Source organism: Paraflavitalea soli, from assembly GCF_003555545.1.
Classification (GTDB): Bacteria; Bacteroidota; Bacteroidia; order Chitinophagales; family Chitinophagaceae; genus Paraflavitalea; species Paraflavitalea soli.
On record NZ_CP032157.1, the window covers coordinates 7624141 to 7646959 of the forward strand.

Consider the following 22819-nt stretch of genomic DNA (forward strand, 5'->3'; position numbering starts at 1 on the left):
AGGGAAAATTTCCTCCACAGTAACTATTAAATCCCTTTCCTTCGCTTTATCTTCGCCGCATATTAACGCGGTATGCAAATGTCTGTCAAGGTCTTCTCGGGTACAGGATCACAATACCTGGCCGAAAAAATAGCCCGAAAATACGGGATTACATTAGGAAAAATTACAATTTCAAGGTTTAGTGATGGGGAAATCCAGCCTGTTTTCCAGGAAAGTATCCGGGGCGACATGGTTTTCCTGATCCAAAGCACTTTTGCTCCTGCTGAGAACCTGTTGGAATTGCTATTAATGATCGATGCTGCCCGCCGCGCCTCTGCCTACAAAGTGGTGGCCGTGATCCCTTATTATGGGTATGCCCGGCAGGACCGGAAAGATAAACCCCGGGTGGCCATTGGTTCAAAAATGATTGCCAATATGTTGGTGGCCGCCGGTGCCGACAGGGTGATTACCATGGACTTACATGCTCCACAGATCCAGGGTTACTTTGATATTCCGGTGGATCACCTGGATAGCTCGGCCATTTTTATACCTTATATACAGCAACTTCAGCTGGAAAACCTTACCTTCGCGGCCCCTGACGTGGGAAGTGCCAACAGGATACGGGAAATTGCTACTTATTTCAACGCAGAAATGGTGATTTGTGATAAGCACCGCAAACGGGCCAATGAGATCGCAAGTATGGTGGTGATCGGGGATGTAACAGACCGGGATGTGGTGTTGATAGATGATATCTGTGATACCGGCGGTACCCTTGCCAAAGCAGCAGGGTTGTTGAAAGATAAAGGAGCCCGTAGTGTGAGAGCTTTGTGTACCCATCCGGTTTTGAGCGGCAATGCTTACTCAAATATCGAGAACAGTGTGCTGGAAGAATTGGTAGTTTGTGATACGATCCCTTTGAAGCAGAAGATCTCAAAGATCAAGTTGCTGAGTGTAGCGGAACTGTTTGCGGTGGCCATCAGAAATGCCTACGAAAACAGGAGTATTACCGGGTTGTTCATCCACAGCCAGTTGAGGAATAAATAAGCCCCAGGCTTGGCATCAAAAAGGAAATTCTTAAATTAAATACAATGAAATCAATTACAATTGAAGGCCAACTGAGGACCGGAACCGGGAAGAAAGCCGCCCGCCAACTCCGCTCTCAGGGTCAGGTACCCAGTGTAATTTACGGCGGTACACAGGAAATCAACTTTTCTGCTCCTGTGTTGGCTTTCAAATCGCTCGTGTACACTGCTGAATTCTTATTAGCGGATATTAAAGTAGGTGGCAAAACCTACCAGTGTATCCTGAAAGATCTGCAATTTGATACTGTTACAGATCAACTGGCGCATATCGACTTCCTGGAGCTGGTACAGGACAAACCTGTTATTGCTACCATTCCTTTGAAGTTTACCGGTTCTTCTGCTGGTGTAAAAGCTGGTGGTAAACTGATTACCAAGATCAAATCTTTGAAGGTTAAGACCCTCCCCAGGTTCCTGAAGGAGAATATCGAAGTTGATCTTACTACATTGGAACTCAATGGCAACGTACGGGTAGAAGACGTGAAGATCGAGCATTATGAAATACTCAACTCCCCCCGTATTCCTATTGCTTCTGTGGTAATGACCCGTCAGCTGAAACAGGAAGAAGCTACTGCTCCTGCTGCTGGCGCCAAGGCCGCTGCCAAACCTGCTGCCGCTGCTGCTGCGAAACCCGCTGCCGCTGCTGCTGCAAAACCGGCTGCAAAGAAATAATAATAGATCTTTCATCTATATTAGTAAAGCCCGGTATCTCTTCCGGGCTTTTTTTATCTTTCCAATATTGTATGAATACTACATTGTGAGTATAGGCCATACTGCTTATTTTAATTACTTTTTCCATGTCAAAATTCCTGGTCGTTGGTTTGGGTAATATAGGCACAGATTACGTGGGTACCCGTCACAATATTGGGTTCGATGTAGTGGATGCCCTCGCCCGGAAACACGGTGCTTTCTTCAGGGTAGACCGCCTGGCCGAAGTGGCAGAAGTGAAATGGAAGGGAAGGCAATTGATAATTGTCAAACCGACCACTTATATGAACCTCAGCGGTAAGGCCGTTAAGTACTGGATGGATAAAGAAAAGGTTCAATTGGATAATACATTGGTCATTTTAGACGATCTGGCACTTAGTTTGGCTAAATTACGTTTGCGTGGTTCGGGTAGCGATGCCGGTCATAATGGTCTGAAAAGTATACAGGAAACCCTTTTGACGGACAAATATCCACGGCTGCGTTTTGGCATCGGGAACAATTTTCCCAAAGGCAGACAAGTGGATTTTGTGTTGGGACGATGGGATGATCCGGAGCTGCCTGTCGTGAAACAAAAGGTTGAGAAATGTGTTGAAATCATTGAAAGCTTTACTACTATTGGTATCGAAAGGACTATGAATGAAGCGAATAAATTGGAGTTTCCACTATGATTTGTTAATTTCAATCTTTATTTTCGCCAATAATATCCCACCGGGTATTAAATTTTAGTATCTGATATTCCTGTGTACCTGTACCCCCTGCCTTTCCAGGCTATGAAACTTGAAAACAATTATCTCAGTTAAACCCTTTGTTGAGTATGAAAATTTTCTGTGTAGGCCGTAATTATGTGGCTCACGCAAAAGAATTGGGTAATGAGGTTCCTGACGAACCCATCATTTTTATGAAACCCAAGAGTGCTTTATTGCAGGCACACACGCCATTTTATTATCCCGAGTTTACGAACGAATTGCATTACGAATGTGAATTGGTATTGCGGATTTCCAAAAATGGAAAATATATCCAGGATCGCTTTGCCAGTAAATATTATGATGCAGTAACCGTAGGTATTGACTTTACAGCAAGGGATATTCAGAATGAATTGAAAGAGAAAGGACTACCCTGGGAAAAGGCCAAGGCCTGGGACAATTCTGCTGTGATCGGAAAATGGATTCCTCTCCAGAATATCAAGAATAAAAAGGATATCAATTTCTGTCTGTATAAAAATAAGGAATTGGTGCAGCAGGGTAATTCTAACCTGATGATCAATAACTTCGATAAGGTAGTTGCATATATTTCCAACTATTTCTCTGTCAATATCGGTGACCTGGTTTTTACAGGTACCCCTGCCGGTGTAGGCGAGTGTGTGGTAGGTGATGAGCTGGAAGGCTTTATTGAAGACGACAGCCTGATGAGTGTTGAAGTTAAATAAGAACGGATTACATGATAAGAATAAAAGCCATTTCGTCCAAAACGGAATGGCTTTTTGACTATTTTCCATACATTGTTTGCTTGCCATGATCCATCCTGATATCTTGTTAAAAGCTTACCGCTTAATGTGTACAGCCGGCGCTATGGCCCAAATCTATGAGGCTAACCGGTCTGTTTGTAAATATGTCCATTCCACCTCCCGGGGTCATGAGGCGATCCAACTGGCCGCCGCTTTCCAGTTATTACCCTGCGACTACGTTAGTCCTTATTACCGCGATGAGAGCCTTTTACTGGGCCTGGGCTTTACCCCTTACCAGTTGATGCTTCAGTTGCTGGCCAAGGCGGATGACCCCTTTACAGGGGGCAGGGAATATTATTCGCACCCGAATTACCGGGGCCCGGATAAGCCCGGCATCATTCACCAAAGCAGCGCTACGGGTATGCAGGTGATCCCCACAACCGGCATTGCGCAGGGTATCCAATACCTGGAAGCTCACCTGGCCGGGCGCTTGCAGAAAGGTCCCAATGGCGATTTGCCGGTGGTGGTCTGCTCATTGGGCGATGCCAGCATGACGGAAGGGGAGGTGAGTGAGGCTTTCCAGGTAGCCATTTTGAAAAAGCTTCCCATTATTTACCTCGTACAGGACAATGGCTGGGGTATCAGTGTGAGTGCAGAAGAGGCCCGGGTAATGGACGCTTACGAGTACGCTGGCGGCTTTCCCGGCATGGAACGCGTACGTATCGATGGTAGTAATTTTGAGGAAAGTTTCGATAATATGCGGCGCGTAGTGCAGTATGTAAGGCAGCATCGTACCCCCTATCTGGTACAGGCCAAAGTGCCGTTGCTGGGACACCATACGAGTGGCGTACGCAAAGAGTTTTACCGTACTGCTGCCGACCTGGAAAAGCACCTGGCGGATGACCCCGTTCCACGCCTTCGGCAACAGCTTATCTGCAAAGGCATCACAGAAGCCCAGTTGCAGTCGATAGAGCAGGAAGCTGCTGCCCTGGTGGCCGGGCATTTCAGTCAGGCCATACAGGCCCCTGAGCCGGATATCGCCACCGTGGGCGATTTTGTTTTTGCCCCTACACCGGTGCAGGAGGAAAAGGGCCAGCGGAATGACTCTTCGCTAAGCAGCAATACCTCCGGAAAAATAGTGATGGTAGATGCCGCCTTGTTTGCCATCCGCGAAATAATGGAAGATCATCCGGAAGCCATCCTGTACGGACAGGATGTGGGGCGCCGCCTGGGAGGCGTATTCCGGGAAGCGGCCACACTGGCTGAGCAGTTTGGCGATCACCGGGTATTTAACACGGCCATCCAGGAAGCCTATATCATTGGTTCCACAGTGGGCATGAGTGCGGTCGGCCTCAAGCCGATCGTGGAGGTACAATTTGCCGACTATATTTACCCGGGTTTTAACCAACTTGTCACAGAAATCTCCAAATCATGTTACCTTAGCTGTGGAAAATACCCGGTACAAACCGTTATCCGGGTGCCCATTGGAGCTTATGGTGGCGGAGGCCCATACCATAGTGGGAGTGTGGAGACAACACTTTTGTCCATCAAAGGTCTTAAAATAGCCTATCCTTCCAATGCTGCAGACATGAAGGGCTTAATGAAAGCCGCCTTCCTGGACCCCAATCCTGTAATTATGCTGGAGCATAAGGGGCTTTACTGGAGTAAAGTGCCCGGTACTGAAGATGCCAAAACCCTTGAACCCTCCCGTGACTATATCCTGCCCCTGGGAAAGGGGAATATTGTGCTGAAAGCGAGTGAAGACGCCATCAACAGGGGCGAATCCTGTTGTATCATCACTTACGGAATGGGCGTATACTGGGCGAAGGCAGCTGCGCTGCATTTTCCCGGCCAGGTAGAAGTGGTAGACCTGCGCACCTTATATCCGCTGGATGAAGAGCTTGTTTTCAGCACCGTGTCGAAACACGGCAAATGCCTGGTGTTAACAGAAGAACAACAACAAAACTCCTTTGCTGAAGCGTTGGCCGGACGCATATCCCGCCACTGTTTCCGATACCTGGATGCGCCCGTAGAAATAACCGGTACTATCAATATTCCGGCCATACCTATGAATATACACCTCGAACAAGCTGCTATGCCTGATCCTGAAAAAGTAAAAACTGCCATAAGCAGGCTGCTCTTGTTTTAGCCACCCTTATTCTACCCATTTGGTTGGTTATTCATGATAAGTAGATTTGGGTTTTGTCGCATACATCCCCTGCATTGGCCGCTTATAATATTTTAACAAACCGGTTATAATAAAATTTGTCTTATTTACGTAGAGTATCGTACTTAACCACCCAGCTAGCGCCATGAAAAACAAATACCTTAAAGGCGCCCACCTTTCCGAGAGGAAAGTGAGGGAGCTATTGAAACTGTTTTGCGAAGACCTCACCGCTACGCAAATAGCTAACATCTCCGGTATAAGCCGGATCACGGTGAACGCATATTTTAAACTCATTCGCACACACATTGCCAGGTTTTGCGAAGAGAAAAATCCACTACGTTACCACAATGGTAATGTTGCCTTTCTCCCCATGGAAAATGGTGCACATGACACCCCGGAAAGCAATGGACAAGCCGGTAAAAAATCTTTCTATGGTATTTTCAAAAAGGAAGAACACATTTTCACAGACAAGATGCCTTGTATTGAGACCAGTTGGTTGTACGATTGGTTGAAGGGCAGGGTAGAAGCAGATGAAGATCTGTTGAAAAAACACCATTTACACGTCTACAATGGTATTGCAGATTTCAACAATGTACGTTTATTAAGGCTCCATGCCGGCATGAACGGCGCTGCCAGAGGAAGATCGCACATTGATGAGATCGACCTGTTCTGGGGCATGTTGAAAGCCCGCCTGGTTAAATTCAGGGGATTGAATGGCAATACCCTGTACCTCCATGTAAAGGAAACAGAGTTCCGGTACAATTATAGGGATGCAGACATCTTTGAATTGTTGCTGGATATTTTACACAAACAGCCATTACATTATTCCAAATCCGTTCGGCAAAAAGCTGAAGGATAAAAACGAACTCCGGGGATTTCGGTATATGCCTATCGCAACTCATCCCTGGATCACTACAAAATAGTTGCGGTATAGAATTTTTCTCATGTGACTCGCGGGTGGTTTCTACCACCTGCTTTTTTTTGCCCCAAAGTCATTTTGTCATTGATCCTTGCTGCTGTAGCCACCCTATAACCATCACGCCAGGGTGGAGGACTACATGACTTAGACCTGCTTTTTTCGATAGCAATACAGGAAGCCATCGTTGTTCTTCTTGTAATACAAGGACTCACCCGCAGGTTCTGGCCATAAGATCATATTTCAAGTGAAAGATTATAATGCTTTACGGATTTCTGACCCTGGAAAATGTGGTTGCTGCACCAAATTTGGAACTTTGGTGAGCCAGGAAAAACAACATCATGAATAACATCAACACAGCAAAAACAAGCCGGGGTTCAAAACCGGATATGACAATCCGGCATGCAGAAGAAGGAATAGTTCCACTCTTTCCCCGGAAGGAAACGTCATCATTAAACACCAACCTGTCGCACCAGTTGCAGGAATTACTGGAATTGCTCAGTCCGGAGAAAACGGGAGGCCCCGCTTACAGAAACCGGTTTCTCATCCGGAAAGGCCACCAGTTTATATCCGTTCCTGTTACAGATATCTGGTATTTCTATTCCCGGGAAAAGTTATGCTTTGTAAAAACCATTGATAATAAGGACTACGTAGTGCCTTTTTCCATTGCAGAGATTGAAGGAATGGTTTCTCCTAAACGTTTTTTCCGTGTGAGCAGAAAATACATCATCAGTCATGGGGCTATCACTAAGATACTGGTTTGGTTCAATGGTAAACTGAAGGTGGAGATACAGCCGGGAGCTACTGAAGATATTGTGATCAGCCGGGAGCGGGTGAATGGATTTAAGACCTGGCTGGGCGAATAACGCGGTTGCAGGTTGCTTCTTTTACAGGGCCGGTCAAAAAACACTGTTGCTGGTTCAGCACATGAGGTCCATTCTGTCTAATATTGCGGTGCATTTATTAACAGCTGGCATTTCCTGTGGCGTATGTCTGAATCAATGGCTCAATTACCGGGATTGTTTATATTCCTTTTCCTGATGGCGGGAACGCAGGGGATCATTTTATCCGTTGTATTGTGGCGGCATAAAAGCAATCGCCTTCAGAATCAGCTGCTGGCCTGGCTGGTGCTGATGTTTTCCATCAGTCTCTTCTTTTTCATCCTTACCAATATCTCCGCCTATTATGATCACCCGTTGTATCCGGGTGTTACGGCGGGCTGGATCGTAGGCACCGCGGCGGCTAATTTTCTCCTGATGTACCTGCGCGCCTGCTTTGGCCTGCCGGCTATGCCCCGTCGGGCTGTGCTGTACTGGCTGCCCACGGCATTTTTCATCGTATTGATGGTGGCCAGGTATATGATAGGCCCCGGTGTGGCCGCCAATTTTATTGCCTACGGCTGGGTAGGCCTGGGTTATGTTGTTGGCATGACGGCCTGGTGTTATTATAAGTTCCACCTCTATGCTTCCCGGGGTACAGTTGTCCAAAGCAGCCGGAAAACCAAGCGTTACCTGCGGTGGATATTGTTGTTCTTTGCTACGTATTCCGTGGTACAGATAACCGGCTTTACACTGTATCATTACATCCCTTCGGTTGTTTCCCTGTATGTGTCGGTATTGGTTAAGCTACTCACTACGATAGGTATCTATGCCATTGCCTACCTCAATGTGCAATATGCTCACCAGGTGGCGCCGGTCATGATGGCCATGCCGGTGGAGCCGGCAGAGAAATATAAGTTCTCCAGCCTGGATGAAGACACCGCCCTGCTGATCCGCGAGCAATTGCTGGCCCTGGTAGAAAGGGACAAAATATACCTGCAGCGTGATCTGATGCAAAAGGATGTGGCCGACAAACTGGGCACTTCCGTTCATTATTTATCCCAGGTGCTTAATGAACGGATGGAGGTAAGCTTTCCTGATTTTGTGAACAGGCTGCGAATAGAGGAAGCCAAAAGGATGCTTTCGGCAGGAGATGATAGTAAGATAGAGTCCATTGCGCTGGATACGGGGTTTAACAACAAGGTATCCTTTAATAAATCTTTTAAGAAGTTTACAGGTCTTACACCCTCTCAATACAAAATGCAGGCGCAGAAACTAAGCGATCGGGTATAAACCTCTCCAATATGTAAGCGCTACGCATTTGACAAATGGCAATTATGACAATTCCATGGCGTATTATTTCGTGTTATTACTGTTTTCCACACCAGTTAGCAAAATATTTACTCTTTCGCTTTCTGTTTAAACAGATGGATTGTATATATTTGCTTCGTTCTTTTTTGTGTGTTGCTTATCAAGAAAGGCTGAGGGAAAACGGGCCCGATGACGCCTTGGCAACCCTTCTTTTGTTTCATGCTGTATAGACATTGTGCATGATGCGGAGAATGAAGGTGCCAATTCCTGCTCTGCATGTAATGTGCAGAGATAGATAAGTCTGTGTACAGCTTTGAAATGCATTGCCATTGGCATTGTTATATATTTTCAAGCTCACCTGACTTATCATCAGGTGGGCTTTTTTTTATGCCCTTACCTGCAGCATTATTTAGTAACCACTTAAAAAGACTTCCCCGGTTGTTTGTAGTAACCTGTATTAGATCAGGGCTATGCACAGGAAAGGGAATTTCCAGGAGGGTTTTGTTTCTTCTTATATGTCAATGTCCGCTTTGTCCTTATCCCGGTTTTGCCGGGATGGGACACGGGCAAACCGGGAAGAACTAATAAATGACAGTAACCTTTGTTTCAAATAGTAGATTTTCTCATGTGACCTTTTGGTTAACCAGGGATTGTTTTTACTTTCCCTGCTTTTTTTTATTGACATAGCATTTTAATACCCCCTATAAAATCCCCCTGGACTATCTATGAGAGAACAATGCAAACTCTTGTACGAAAAGATGTTGGCAGAAATGGAGTCCTGCAGGCAACAGAGTCTAACCGAAAAAGAGCAAATTGAATGTGCCTTCCGGACTTGTGAAATGAACTGGAAAAAGCTACAAGCCCTTCTACACACCTACCGGTTCCATAGCGAATCCGAAGAAGCCTGGTTCTTCAAAACCATCAAACCTCAATTTACCGGCCTCATTGAATATTATGCCCTCGTATATAAAGCCGCCTTATTTCTCCCGGACGACGATCAGCACGATATTTATAAGTTTTGGCAAAATGAACTGCAACTGGCCAGACGCTTCTTTACAGAGCATGAATCTTTCTATAACTATTATAAAGGCGGAATGACCGAAATGGATACCATCTATTTTGTACGCGCCAATAACGATCCTACCATCCTGCCTGCTTCAAAAGCTTATGATATTGCACCCGAGGCTACCACCTCCCACGACCACCTGGTGGCCTCTATTATTGCCCGTGAACAATACATGGAATATGTGAACCGGCAAATGCAGCGGATCAACAATTAATGTCGCCACGCTGATCATAGTGTAGATCGATTTAACGTCTAAATAATACATTATCAGCAACTTCATTTGTTCAATCCATTTTTATTCGTGTATTTCGTGCACCCAATAGGGGTAAGGATTCTGCCAGTTGTCATATAATAAAGCGCAATTGGCAGAAGCAGTTATATTTGGCGGCAGATATCAAATCGTTCGAATGGCAGTTAACGATACGGGCAGCATTCAGTCGCGCACTGAAAGCGGAACTACAGCTTTTGAAGATGTTTTTAAATCGCATTTTAAGAACCTGCACGCGTATGCCTGTACCATTGTAAAAGACGATATCATGGCCGAAGAAATGGTGCAGAATGTGTTTTATAAGATCTGGGAACGTAAAGCACACCTCACCATTCAAACCTCCTTAACCGCTTACCTCTACCGCGCTGTTTATCATGAAAGCCTGAACTACATCAAGCACCTGAAGGTGAAATCGGCCTATCAGTCCTTTGCTACAGCGCGCATGAATCAAAATACAGATAATGCAGAAAAGAAAGTATTGCTGGGGGAACTGGAAGGCCGTTTGCGTACTGCCCTGCAGGAATTACCGGAACAATGTCGTACCATATTCCAGATGAGCAGGTTTGAAGAGCTAAAGTACCAGGAAATAGCCGATCGGTTGGGACTATCTATCAAGACCGTAGAAAACCAAATGGGCAAGGCGCTGAAACTAATGCGTTTGAAGCTGATCGAATTTTTACCCTTATTGATCCTGTCCTTACTAAACCTGTAAACCAGAAAACTTTGAAAGAACATGTACACGATATAAATGATGACCTGCTGGTAAAATACCTGCTGCAGGAAACCACGCCGGGCGAAAGCCGGCAGGTGGAAGCCTGGATAGCAGCAGGGGCAGCCAACCAGCAGTACTTTGAGCACTTTAAGCTGATATGGGATAAAAGCAGGGTGCTGGCTGCTCAAAGTACGGTAGATGAAGAAGGGGCGTGGCACCGTTTTCAACAGCGGGTAAACAATGGGCGAGCTATGGGATCGCAGGGTGTGGTACGTTCTTTCAACCGCCGGCTGTATCCCTGGCGGGTAGCTGCCGCGGTTATCATCACCGGCGCGCTGATAGCCATGATCTATTTCTTTTCAGGCCGTGGAGGTACCGATACGCCGGTTACCCTGGCAACGGTAAATGCCAGTCAGGTGGATACCTTGCCCGATGGCTCCGTGATCACGCTCAACAGGCATTCATCGCTTAGTTATGCCGGCGCCTACAATGAGAAAAACAGAACGGTTGAACTGAAAGGGGAGGCATTCTTTAGTGTGGCGCCCAATAAAAAGAAACCATTCATCATACATGTTAATGGTATTACCGTTACCGTAACAGGCACCTCTTTCAATATCAAGACCACCGGTACCAAAACCGAAGTGATCGTTGAGACAGGTACCGTACAGGTAAGCAACAGTAAGCAGACCGTTGCCCTCACGCCCAAAGAAAAGATCACTGTAAGCCATCCGGACTCCACGCTTGCCAAAGAAGAGGTAACGGACCAGCTTTACAAGTATTATCGTGATAAGACCTTTGTATGTGATCACACCCCCTTGTGGAAATTGGTGCAGGTACTCAATGAAGCCTATGATGTGAATATTGTCATTGAATCCAAAGAGAAGAAACAGCTTCAATGGACCACCACTTTGCATAATGAACCTCTTGATCATATTCTTGATCTTATTTCCAAAACATTTGATATGACCGTTACTCCTAAAGATTCTCTGATCATATTGAAATAATTCTACTCAGAAAGTTAGTTATGAAGCAGTCAGCAGGATTGGTAAGAGCAGTCTTACTTTCAACTCTTTTATTATTTTCTTTAGCGGCATCGGCGCAGAGTGTATTGGGCAGAACCGTTTCCATTGATGTATCACTCCAGCAACTGGACCAGGTATTGGAGATATTAAGCAACAAGGGTAATTTCTATTTCTCTTACAATAGCAATATCATCAAAAGAGACAGCCTTGTTACCTTGAAAGTATACAATAAGACCGTGAAGCAGGTGCTGGACCTCTTGTTTGCCGAAGGTTATGAGTATCGGGAGAGTGGTAATTATATTATCCTGCGTAAAGCACCCATTAAGCTATCGGTGGTCACCACCCATACGGCAAGTGATGAAAAGATATATTTTGTAAGTGGTTATATTCTCGATGATCAAACGGGGGAGACCATCAGCAATGCCAGTATCTATGAAAAGAACCAGCTGGCCTCTGCTATCTCCAACAAAGAGGGCTACTTTAAACTTAAACTGAAGAGCCGGTACGATAAGGCGGCCCTGACGGTGAGTAAGGACCTGTATGAAGACACGACCATTATAATTCAACCCAAATACAACCAGCAGCTTTCCATCGCTATCATGCCCGTGGAGATATCTGATAAGACCATCACCATTACACCCTACACATTTGATGCACCCGACTCTATAGTGATCGCAGTACGCAAAGCCGATAGTACCCATTGGCTGTATACTTACCGGAAGACCGATTCGGCCATGGTAGAAAAAACAAAAGCAGGACAATGGTTCTTGTCTGCCTGGCAGAAGGCGCAGACGATCAACCTGAAGAAGTTTTTTGTGATGCGGCCCTACCAGCTTTCCCTGTTGCCGGGATTAAGCACCAATGGTCCGCTTAACAGCCAGGTCATTAACCATATTTCATTAAATATATGGGGCGGCTATTCGGGCGGCGTGAAAGGAGTAGAACTGGCAGGCTGGTTCAATATCGACAAAAAGGATGTAAAGTGGGTGCAGGCCGCAGGATGGTTTAATGTGGTGGGTGGCCAGGTGGATGGTGTACAACTGGCAGGTATACATAATACAGTGATGGATAGTGTAACCGGTGTGCAGGCAGCCGGTATTTCCAATTTTGTGAAGCGACAGTTTGTGGGGGCCCAGCTAAGTGGCATATATAACCATGTGGGCGGGAGTATGAATGGCCTGCAGGCTGCAGGCATTGGCAACTATGCAAATAACAATACTACCGGTGCACAGCTCGCCGGTATTTTGAATGTAAACCGTCGCCGGATGAATGGCGCCCAGATTGCGGGGATATTGAACGTGAATTTCCAGGAAGTAAAGGGGGCACAGATTGCCGGGGTGATCAACTATACCAAAAAACTATCAGGGGTGCAGATCGGCCTTATCAATATTGCGGATACTTCTGATGGGTATAGTATTGGCCTGATCAATATCATATTCAAGGGATACCACAAGTTGTCGCTGTATGGCAATGAAGTGTTTCCATTAAATGCCGCCTTTAAAACAGGTAACTCAAAGTTGTACAGTATTTTACTGGCAGGAGTCGAACCTACCAAAGATGATAAAGCCTATACTTTTGGTTATGGCCTGGGGCGTGAATTTTACCTGAATAAACGTTGGGGCGCGAATGCCGAAATATCAACACAGCAGGTTTACCTGGGCAGTTGGGACAATATCAATGTGCTCAACCGGCTGGAAATGCACTTGCACTTTAAGCTCAATAAATACTTCTCCCTCTTTATGGGGCCGTCCGTATCCTTGTACTATTCTGATCAAAAGGAAAAGATCGAAGGGTTCAAGCAGAACATCCGATCTTTATCTTCCGGTGAGCATGTAAAGATCTGGTCAGGCTTTACGGCTGGTATCAATATATTCTAAGCTTGCATCCTACATCCGCATCAGGTTGGGATACAACCGGAGGTACAATTGTCCCCCAATAGGATTCTTTCCATAAAGCCCATCGAGTTTGGTATCGGCGCGGTAAAAGCTAAGATGTCCCCCAAGCGCCATGCGTACCGGGCCTGCTTTTAACACGGTATAGTTCAAGCCGGCAGTTAGTGCATGTACGGGGAAGATGACATCATGGCCATATACCGATTCATCAAGGTTCAGTTCTTCTGTAGATTTCTGCACATATTCATAGCGGCTATAGATAGCCAGTTTCTTTAGTTGTAATGCTCCTTCCAGCAATACCGCATGTTCGCCATCATGACCGGCTGTTTTATTCAATCCCCACAGCGCAGTTACATTGAGGGAGCGATCATCTTTCATAGGGAGACTGTACACAGCAGAGGCCGTGGTCCGGTTCACATTCTCATCATCGTGTAATGCTTCCGGACTCTTGATGTAGCCATGCGATACCTGGAAAGCCCAGTTGGCGGTAGGATTGTAAGACACCCGTCCACTCCAGGAATCAAAACGGGCTTTGTCAAAATTATACCTATCCTCATCCGGCTCACGACCGGTAAATGAAGAAGCTTCTAATTTGAACTTATCCAATCGCACGCCCAGGGTGGCTACGCCAAAAGTAATATGGGTGCCATCATTCCAGTGGTGGCTAAGCGGGGCATCCGGATTGGGGAGTGCCGATGGCCGGTGCATGAAAGCCACAGAGCCGAGGGCAGGTTCACCCGGATAACCTATATAGGCAAATATGTCTACCTTTTTGGAGATGGCATGTGTATAGCCAATGGATAGTTCTGAAAACAGATCATGTGGATGTTGTCTGTCTACCAGGGGTTGCCCCTTCCAGGATTCTCCCGATTGAAACAACAAGGGATAACCGGAGCCGCCTGCAATGGCAGCATCCAGGGAAAACATAGCGCTAAAACGAAACAGACCTCTTTGGCCCACTTTACGTTGGCCCATCGCCATCAGCCAGTTGGGGGCGTCCCATTTTTCGCCGCCTCTTACGCCTTTGTCGCCAAGGTCCTGTTTATTATAGCGAAGGAATACACTACCGTGGATCATGTACATCCATTTCTTTGAATGCAGCATCACCCCATACATAGGCGATGCATCCGGCAACCAGCCTGTGCCCGAACCGTTGCGGTTCATGGGCAGGTTTAATGAAAAAGCATGGCTCATGGGCACACCCATGTTCATGGTGCTGTCATGGCCTTTGTGCATACCGGGCATGTCATGTCCGGTATGACTGGCTTTGGCCGCCGGCTTTACCGTATCGGTCTGATGGTGTTCATGTTGTGCATAGGTAGCTGTAACCGAGAATGTCGTGATCAGCAAGGCTGGTAATAATTTATGCATTGTTTTCACTTTTAAAAGCACCACTTGGCAGTAGCTGTGGTGGCAGGTGATTTATTAGCACAAAACTATTGCCAGGGACACGGATGGCTGTTACATGATTTCGCTGATTAGTTATATAATTCCGGGTAGTTTGTTAACGACTGGGCTGGTCTTTTAACTTTTTGAATTCGGAAGGCGTAATGCCTGTCACCTTTTTGAACTGCGCTGATAAATGGGCTACACTGCTATAGCCAAGCCGGAAAGCAATTTCCTGCAGGGTAAGGTTCTCATAGATCAGCAGTTCTTTCACCCGCTCTGTTTTTTGAAGGATCACATATTTCTCAATGGTAATGCCTTCTACTTCCGAAAACAACTTGCTTAGTTGGGCGTAGTCTTTGTGCAGGGCATTGGACAATAATGCTGAAAACTTATGATTGTCATCCAGGTCGCCCGACTGCATAAGCCGGCTGATGGTAGTCCGTATTTGCTCAATGAGTTTTTGCTTTTGGTTGTCCAGGACCTCAAAGCCCAGGGAGGCCAGTTGGGTCTTAATGGCTTCCTGTTGCTGACCGGTGGGCGCTGTATCCAATTCCACCTCTCCGAGCTTTACATTTTTAGGATGCAGGCCCTCAGCCTCCAATACCTGTTTTACCACAAGGATACAACGATTGCAAACCATGTTCTTAATGAATAACTGCATAAGTGCAAAATAATGATATTGTTATAACAAGCGATTAACAAGCAGCCTAGCGACTTTTGCCCATCTGTCGAAAAGCCCTTACCGCCTATCTTAGTAATTGGGTAATCCGTCTAATTTTATAAACATTTTAATCCTGGCATTGTTTGAATTTCATAATTTCGAATTATGGGCAAGGCAGAATCAATCAGCGATTTTTATAAAAGGATCGGCAGTCCTGCAGGCGCAACGGGCCGTGTTATTTATGATAAGCAGAACCAGCGCCAGGACCTGGGCCACCTCAATGTTTACAAACGCAGTGATTTCTATTGCAAAACTTATTCTCCTTATAACCGCCGCGACTTTTACAAGATATCCCTGATCATAGGAGAGGGTATGTTGTATTATGCCGATAAAGGTATCAGGATCGATAAGCCAGCCTTGTTGTTTTCCAATCCTACCATTCCCTATGCCTGGGAAGCAGCCTCTGCACAACAGGAAGGTTATTTCGTACTCTTTGATCACCAGTTTGCCGACCGCACACACCGCAATGAAGGTATCATGGAATCGCCCCTGTTTAAAATAGGCGGCGATCCGATCTATTTTGTAACACCTCAACAGGTTGATTTTCTCTGCGATATATTCGCTAAAATGCAGGTGGAGCTTGCGTCTGAGTACATTCACAAATATGAGGTATTGCGCAATTACGTGAACCTGATCATCCATGAAGCCCTGAAGTCAAAACCTGCTGATAGTTATTTTCAACATACCAATGCTTCTTCAAGAATAGTTGCGTTGTTTATCGAATTACTGGAAAGGCAATTTCCTATTGACTCACCGGACCATGTGCTTAAATTGAAAACGGCCGGCGATTATGCCCTCAACTTATCAGTGCACGCCAACCACCTCAACCGGGTAGTGAAAGAGATCACTGGTAAAACAACCACCGAGCATATCGCCGACCGCATTGTGAAAGAAGCAAAAGCCCTGCTGGTGCATACCAACTGGAACGTATCTGAAATTGCTTATAGTCTTGGTTTTGAGTATCCTGCCTATTTTAACAACTTCTTTAAGAAACAAACATTGCAGACGCCCAGGTCATTCCGTGGTGTGGTTGTTTGATTTTTATAATTATTTGTTTGAAATGTATAATGGCTTTTCCTTTGGGGCTAGGTACCTTTGCTTTCTTATAAAAGTTATTCTTCTCTAACAACTAAGCTTGCCTCGTGGTTACGGTTATCACAATCTGATTGTTATTCATTCGCAAAAGCATGTCAAAAAATCACCCCGTTCACCTCTTAGGGCTTATATGTATTGCGCTTGGCGCTCAGGTAGCTGAAGCGCAGGTATTGACGCTGAAGGAAGCAGTTCAAACGGGCCTGCACAATTATAGTGCTATCAAGGCCAAGGTCAATTATGTCAATGCCTCCAAAGCGACCGTTAAGCAAAGTGAAAAAGAATACCTGCCTGATCTCGGTATATCCTTCCAGCATGATTACGGAACAGTCAATGGAACCACTGGTCCTTCCTACGCACTGCGTGGTATAAGCAATGCTGCCTCATCCGGCGCTCCTTTGTCGGAGCAAAACTGGCATGCAGCCTTTGGAGCCCTCTACCTGACCAACGTAAACTGGGATTTCTTTTCTTTTGGACGGGCCAAAGAAAAGATCAGGACCGCACAGGCGGCCGTGTCCCGCGATGAAAGCGACCTGGTGCAGGAACAGTTTCAGCATGAGATAAGGGTATCAGCCGCGTATATGAACCTGCTGGCGGCCCAGCGGCTTACCCAGTCATGGCAAAACAATCTCGACAGGGCGATCGCCCTGCAGGGCATTGTAACTACCCGCGTAAAAAATGGCCTCAATGCCGGAGTTGATTCTTCACTGGCCAATGCCGAAGTATCGAGCGCACGCATCGTGTTGACCCGCGCCAGGGATTATGAGCAGGAGCAGGCCAATCAACTGGCCATCCTGATGGGAGTGCCTGCACAAACCTTTAGTCTCGATACTTTATTTGTAGCACGTATACCAGCCGCCTTATACGATTCTGGCAGCCGCCGCCAGCAACATCCCTTGCTGGCATTCTATCAGCGGCGGATAGACCTGAGCAATGAACAGGCAAAATATTTCAGGACGTTTAGTTACCCCACCTTTTCCTTGTTCGGTGTATTTCAGGGCAGGGGATCCGGTTTTGATTATGATTATGGCGTGCAGGGCATGAATCACTACAAACAGGATTATCTTTCTGGTATCAATCCTAACAGGTATAACTACCTGCTGGGTGTAGGAATGGTGTGGAACCTCACTTCACCCCTGCGGGTGCAGCAGCAGGTAAATGCCCAGAAGTTTATTTCGCAGGCGCTGAAAGATGAATACGATCTCACCGATCAACGGTTGAAGGCCCAGCTGGCCCTGGCCGATAACAAGATCAAAAATGCATTGGATAATTACCGCGAAGTGCCGGTGCAGATAAAAGCTGCTTCGGATGCTTTTCTGCAGAAATCAGTATTGTATACCAACGGCCTTACCAATATGGTAGATGTTACGCAGGCTTTGTACACCCTCAACCGTGCAGAGACCGATCGTGCCATTACCTATAATAATGTATGGCAGGCCTTGTTGCTGAAAGCGGCTGCCAGTGGAGACTTTGCTTTATTTTTTAACGAGTTTTAACTGAACCTATAGACCATGGGATTGATCAGAACAGCACTTCGAAAACCTATCTCCATATTGGTACTGGTAGCCGGGTTATTGTTTTTTGGCATCAGCGCCGTACGCACCATCAAAGTGGATATATTTCCGCAGATGAACCTGCCGGTGATCTATATCTCACACCCCTTTGGTGGATATTCCCCTTCACAAATGGAGGCTTTCTTTGGAAAGCAGTATGTGAACCTTTTGTTGTTTGTGAATGGTATCAAGACCATCGAGACAAAGAATACCCAGGGCCTTACGCTGATGAAGTGTACGTTTTATCCAAAAACCAATATGGCGCAGGCGGCCGCAGAGTTGAGTGCCTTCTGTAACCGTGCGCAGGCTATCTTTCCACCTGGGTCACAACCTCCTTTTATTATACGGTTTGATGCTTCCACCTTGCCGGTGGGCCAACTGGTACTAAGCAGCCCTACCCGTACCAACAATGAATTGATGGATATGGCCAATGTATATGTACGGGCCGCCTTTACTTCCATTCCGGGTATCGTGAGCTCACCTCCATTTGGTGGTAATATCCGCACTATCGTTATTAAGGCCGATCCTGAATTGCTGCGTTCCCATCAACTTACTCCCGACCAGCTGGTTGAAGCCCTGCGCCTCAACAACCAGGTATCACCCGGTGGTAATGTGCGCATTGGCGATTATAACTACATAACACCGTCCAATACGATCATCAAGACCGTCAAAGATTTTGAGAATATGCCCCTGTACAAAGGCGGGGTGCAGAACCTGTACCTGAAAGATGTGGCTACGGTAGAAGATGGCGCCGACATTACCATGGGCTATGCCCTGGTAAATGGCAAGCGATCTGTGTATTTGAGTATTGCCAAATCGGCGGATGCCTCTACCTGGGAAGTGGTGCAGAAATTGAAAGCCGCCTTACCCACCTTCCAGGCACAGCTTCCGGAAGATGTAAAGTTGTCTTATGAGTTTGATCAGTCTGTATATGTAATGAATGCAGTAAAGAGCCTGTTAAGTGAGGGTGCCATCGGCGCCATCCTTACGGGTTTGATGGTACTGATGTTCCTGGGCGATGCACGCGGGGCGCTGATCGTGATATTGACCATTCCTACCTCCATTATTGCCGGCGTATTGTTCCTGCAATTGTTTGGACAAACCATCAATATCATGACCCTTAGCGGTCTGTCACTGGCCATTGGTATCCTGGTCGATGAATCGACGGTTACGATTGAAAATATCCACCAGCATTTCGATATGGGCAAACCCAAGGCCAAGGCCATCTGGGATGCCTGTAAAGAGATCGCATTCCCTAAATTATTGATCCTGTTCTGTATCCTGGCAGTATTCGCACCCGCCTTTACCATGCAGGGCATTCCGGGATCCTTATTCCTGCCTTTGTCCCTGGCTATCGGATTTTCTATGATCGTTTCTTATTTCCTGTCACAAACTTTTGTACCTGTACTGGCCAATTGGATCATGAAGCCCCATAAGGCCAAACATCCGGTGGCGGCGGGGCACCAGGAAGACTGGGAATTAAAAGCTGCCATGGCAGAAAGGACAGATACCAATACGGATGGTAAATTAACGCGGTTTGAAAAGTTCCGTGCCCGCTATATGCGTTTCCTCGACCGGCTGTTAAGATTCCGTAAACCGGTAGCCGCAGGTACTTTACTGGTGGCTATCGGGGCGGTGGTATGGTTGCTCTCCAGCATCGGACGTGATGTATTGCCCAGGGTAAATGGTTCACAGTTCCAGGTGCGCCTCAGGGCTCCGCAGGGTATGCGCATTGAACGTACAGAAGAAAAGACCATCAGGTTATTAAACATCCTGGAGCATATGGTGGGCAAAGAAAATATTGGCATCAGCTCCGCTTTCATAGGGCAGCACCCCGGCCAATTTTCTACCAGCCCCATCTACCTGTTTTCCGGCGGTCCGCATGAAGCGGTATTGCAGGTGAGCTTACAGGAAGACTACAAAGTGAATATGGACCAGCTGAAGGAAAATATTCGTGCAGAAGTGGCGAAAGCTATGCCAGATGTGAAGTTATCTTTTGAACCCATCGAGCTTACAGATAAAATACTAAGCCAGGGTTCACCCACGCCGGTAGAAGTAAGGATAGCAGGCCGCAATAAAAAGCTGAATGAAGAGTATGCGCACAAAGTGATGGATAAGCTGAAGCAGATCAGTTACCTGCGTGATATACAGATAGCACAGCCAATAAAGTATCCAGCCCTCAATATCAATATCGACAGGATCAAGGCGGCCCAATTGGGAGTAGATATGTCGGATATCTCCCGTTCTTTGATCGCCTCTACCTCTTCTTCCCGTTATACGGAAAAGAATGTATGGCTCGATGAAAAGGCCGGCTTGAGTTATAGTGTGCAGGTGCAGGTGCCTGAAGTTAAAATGGCGAGTGTCAACAGCATTGGTGAAATACCGGTATTGAGAAATGCGCCCCGCCCGGTGCTGAGTGATGTGGCTACTATTGAAGCAGATACCACGTATGGCGAAAACGACAACCTGGGGGCTATGCCGATCATATCTGTAACGGCCAACCTGGTAAATAAGGACCTGGGTGTAGCTACAGACGATGTAAAGAAGGCCATTGCTTCCCTGGGAGAACTGCCCCGTGGTTTATCGGTGGAACCAATAGGATTGGGACAGGTATTAACAGAAACGCTGGATAGTTTACAATCAGGTCTGATCGTAGCTATTGTGGTGATCTTCCTGATGCTGGCCGCCAACTTCCAATCGTTCAAAGTATCGTTGGTGGTATTGACTACCGTGCCGGCGGTGTTGCTGGGGGCCTTGCTGATGTTGCTGGCCACTGGTTCTACACTCAACCTGCAATCCTACATGGGTATCATCATGTCTGTAGGTGTGTCGATCGCCAATGCGGTGTTGCTGATCACCAATGCCGAACAGTTGCGCAAGCACAATGGTAATGCCTTGCAGAGTGCACGGGAAGCAGCCGCCTTGCGTATACGTCCGATCTTGATGACGAGTATGGCGATGGTAGTAGGCATGGTGCCGATGGCAGCCGGTTTGGGTGAAGCCGGCGACCAGGTGTCTCCGCTGGCGAGGGCCGTGATCGGCGGATTGATCGCTTCTACTTTTGCCACCCTGTTGTTATTACCCCTGGTATTTGCCTGGGTGCAGGGTAAGGCTTCTACCGTTTCAGTGTCCTTAGACCCTGAGGATAAGGAGAGTAAGTATTATGTGGAGCCGTGAGTGGTGAGAAGAATTTGCAAGTAAAATAAGATAAATAATTAATTAGGAACTTTGAGGTCGCGGCTAAAAGCTAACAGCTAATACCTAACCGCTAACACCTGATACCTGGATCCTTTAAACAGAGCATATGAGATCAAAACATATATTATTCCTGGCATTGGCCGGTTGGGGCATCATCCCCACAGCCTGTAATTCTTCTCACGGTGAGAAGAAGACAGAGAATGCCGTAGCGCCGGCTCCCGCAGCCATCGAAGTATTTCCATTGGAGAAAGAAAAATTATCTACTTCGTTCCAGACACCTGCAGAGTTGATCGCGTGGCAGCAGGTAGACCTGTATGCCAAGGAAAACAGCTTTGTAAGAAAGCTGTTTGTAGATGTGGGTTCCGAAGTGAAAGCGGGTCAGTTGTTGGTTTCGCTGGAAGCTCCTGAGCTCAATTCAAGGCTGGCGGCAGCTGAATCAAGGCTCAAGTCGCAGGAGGCTATTTACACCGCCAGCAAATCGCAGTACGATCGTTTGTATGAGACCAGCAAAACGCCGGGTACCATATCTCAGAATGACCTGGACCAGGCGGCTGCCCGCAAAAATTCTGATCTGGCGCAATTGGAAGCTGCCAAAGCAGCCCATAAAGAGGTGACCATTACTCAAAGCTACCTGGAGATCAGAGCGCCTTTCAATGGAGTGATCAGTGCGCGTAATGCCAACCCCGGCGCTTATGTAGGTCCTTCGGGAAAAGGATCGGAATTCCCTATGTTCACGTTGCAGGAGCAACGAAAACTGAGACTGGTAGTGGCGGTGCCGGAAGCATTAACGGGTTACCTCGAAAACAAACATGCTGTTCAATTCACCGTGAAAGCCCTTCCCAATGAAACGTTTAAAGGAGTCGTGAATCGTTTATCAGGCGCCCTCGATAGCCGTTTGCGTTCAGAACGCATTGAGATCGATGTAGAGAACAACAATAAGAAGTTATTGCCCGGCATGATCGCAGAAGTAAATATTCCTTTTCCTGCAAGGGACAGTACCTTAACAATTCCCAAGTCGGCCCTGGTCAACTCAACCGAAAGAGTATTTGTGATCCGTATTGCCAACAATAAAGCGGAATGGGTGGATGTGAAGAAAGGACGTGATATCGGTGGCAAGATTGAAATTTATGCCAATACCCTGCAGCCTGGTGATCAACTGGTGAGGAAAGCGAGTGAAGAGGTCAGGAACGGATCGGAGGTAAAAAATGTTAAAGTGGTTACTGTTACACAATAAAAGAGATCATGTTGGTTATCTGTGGCCAGTTACCGCTTACCGGTGACTGGCTTTTTTTATCCGATCCCTCCTCTTCCTTGTCGATTCTCTTCATTTTTATCATTTCGACCGCTTTTTGTTCATTTCGACCGCAGGGAGAAATCTGCTAATCGAAGCAAACGTCAAAGCAAGAGATTGCTGATTGCCGATTCACGATCCCCCTGTTTGAATTTCATAAGTATCCGTTTGATCTTTATAAACAAGGCCCTGT

18 protein-coding genes and 1 riboswitch are annotated in these 22819 nt (G+C 46.6%); of the genes, 16 read left to right on the forward strand and 2 right to left on the reverse strand.

Going from position 1 to position 22819, the window contains the following annotated elements; all coding sequences use genetic code 11:
- The first annotated feature begins 78 nt into the window (after window positions 1-78).
- The 12 genes from D3H65_RS29380 to D3H65_RS29435 all read left to right on the forward strand — a co-directional run bounded on the left by D3H65_RS29380 (window position 79) and on the right by D3H65_RS29435 (window position 13367).
- Window positions 79-1023 (forward strand): ribose-phosphate pyrophosphokinase, encoded by a 945-nt coding sequence (locus tag D3H65_RS29380; protein WP_211345571.1) that lies wholly within the window; start codon window positions 79-81, stop codon window positions 1021-1023.
- A gap of 44 nt (window positions 1024-1067) precedes the next feature.
- Complete coding sequence (locus D3H65_RS29385) at window positions 1068-1730, forward strand: 50S ribosomal protein L25 (protein ID WP_119053725.1); 663 nt, start codon at window positions 1068-1070, stop codon at window positions 1728-1730.
- Window positions 1731-1855: 125 nt separating this feature from the next.
- Window positions 1856-2434, forward strand: a complete 579-nt coding sequence (gene pth, locus D3H65_RS29390; protein WP_119053726.1) for an aminoacyl-tRNA hydrolase — start codon at window positions 1856-1858, stop codon at window positions 2432-2434.
- Between the two features lie 146 nt (window positions 2435-2580).
- Complete coding sequence (locus D3H65_RS29395; RefSeq protein WP_119053727.1) at window positions 2581-3192, forward strand: fumarylacetoacetate hydrolase family protein; 612 nt, start codon at window positions 2581-2583, stop codon at window positions 3190-3192.
- A gap of 142 nt (window positions 3193-3334) precedes the next feature.
- The gene (locus tag D3H65_RS29400) at window positions 3335-5359 is read left to right on the forward strand and encodes an alpha-ketoacid dehydrogenase subunit alpha/beta (protein ID WP_245999617.1); all 2025 of its coding nucleotides are present in this window, start codon (window positions 3335-3337) and stop codon (window positions 5357-5359) included.
- 163 nt (window positions 5360-5522) lie between these two features.
- A complete protein-coding gene (locus D3H65_RS29405; RefSeq protein WP_119053729.1) occupies window positions 5523-6236 on the forward strand; it encodes a hypothetical protein in 714 nt (237 codons plus the stop codon).
- Window positions 6237-6634: 398 nt separating this feature from the next.
- A complete protein-coding gene (locus D3H65_RS29410; RefSeq protein WP_119053730.1) occupies window positions 6635-7159 on the forward strand; it encodes a LytR/AlgR family response regulator transcription factor in 525 nt (174 codons plus the stop codon).
- A gap of 123 nt (window positions 7160-7282) precedes the next feature.
- A complete protein-coding gene (locus D3H65_RS29415) occupies window positions 7283-8404 on the forward strand; it encodes a helix-turn-helix domain-containing protein (RefSeq protein WP_119053731.1) in 1122 nt (373 codons plus the stop codon).
- Window positions 8405-8576: 172 nt separating this feature from the next.
- Window positions 8577-8724, forward strand: a riboswitch (SAM riboswitch).
- Window positions 8725-9147: 423 nt separating this feature from the next.
- On the forward strand, window positions 9148-9702 hold the full coding sequence (locus D3H65_RS29420) for an RteC domain-containing protein (RefSeq protein WP_119053732.1): 555 nt from the start codon (window positions 9148-9150) through the stop codon (window positions 9700-9702).
- A 193-nt stretch (window positions 9703-9895) separates the two neighbouring features.
- On the forward strand, window positions 9896-10468 hold the full coding sequence (locus D3H65_RS29425) for an RNA polymerase sigma-70 factor (RefSeq protein WP_119053733.1): 573 nt from the start codon (window positions 9896-9898) through the stop codon (window positions 10466-10468).
- A gap of 11 nt (window positions 10469-10479) precedes the next feature.
- Window positions 10480-11472 (forward strand): FecR domain-containing protein, encoded by a 993-nt coding sequence (locus D3H65_RS29430; protein WP_119053734.1) that lies wholly within the window; start codon window positions 10480-10482, stop codon window positions 11470-11472.
- A 20-nt stretch (window positions 11473-11492) separates the two neighbouring features.
- Window positions 11493-13367: an STN and carboxypeptidase regulatory-like domain-containing protein gene (locus tag D3H65_RS29435; protein WP_119053735.1), complete on the forward strand. Its 1875-nt coding sequence runs from the start codon at window positions 11493-11495 to the stop codon at window positions 13365-13367.
- A gap of 9 nt (window positions 13368-13376) precedes the next feature.
- Here the strand turns inward: D3H65_RS29435 and D3H65_RS29440 are convergent, their stop codons facing one another.
- Window positions 13377-14753: a hypothetical protein gene (locus D3H65_RS29440; RefSeq protein ID WP_119053736.1), complete on the reverse strand. Its 1377-nt coding sequence runs from the start codon at window positions 14751-14753 to the stop codon at window positions 13377-13379.
- Window positions 14754-14886: 133 nt separating this feature from the next.
- Entirely contained in the window at window positions 14887-15432 is a 546-nt protein-coding gene (locus D3H65_RS29445; RefSeq protein ID WP_119053737.1) for a helix-turn-helix domain-containing protein, read from the reverse strand.
- Window positions 15433-15597: 165 nt separating this feature from the next.
- On the opposite strand from D3H65_RS29445, the gene D3H65_RS29450 reads away from it, so the two are divergent.
- The 4 genes from D3H65_RS29450 to D3H65_RS29465 all read left to right on the forward strand — a co-directional run bounded on the left by D3H65_RS29450 (window position 15598) and on the right by D3H65_RS29465 (window position 22569).
- Window positions 15598-16530 carry a helix-turn-helix domain-containing protein gene (locus tag D3H65_RS29450; RefSeq protein WP_119053738.1) on the forward strand — a complete coding sequence of 311 codons (933 nt, stop codon included), beginning with the start codon at window positions 15598-15600 and terminating at the stop codon, window positions 16528-16530.
- A 149-nt stretch (window positions 16531-16679) separates the two neighbouring features.
- A complete protein-coding gene (locus D3H65_RS29455) occupies window positions 16680-18080 on the forward strand; it encodes a TolC family protein (protein WP_119053739.1) in 1401 nt (466 codons plus the stop codon).
- A gap of 15 nt (window positions 18081-18095) precedes the next feature.
- Window positions 18096-21314: an efflux RND transporter permease subunit gene (locus D3H65_RS29460; protein ID WP_119053740.1), complete on the forward strand. Its 3219-nt coding sequence runs from the start codon at window positions 18096-18098 to the stop codon at window positions 21312-21314.
- A gap of 127 nt (window positions 21315-21441) precedes the next feature.
- Window positions 21442-22569 (forward strand): efflux RND transporter periplasmic adaptor subunit, encoded by a 1128-nt coding sequence (locus D3H65_RS29465; RefSeq protein ID WP_119053741.1) that lies wholly within the window; start codon window positions 21442-21444, stop codon window positions 22567-22569.
- The last annotated feature ends 250 nt before the right edge of the window (window positions 22570-22819 follow it).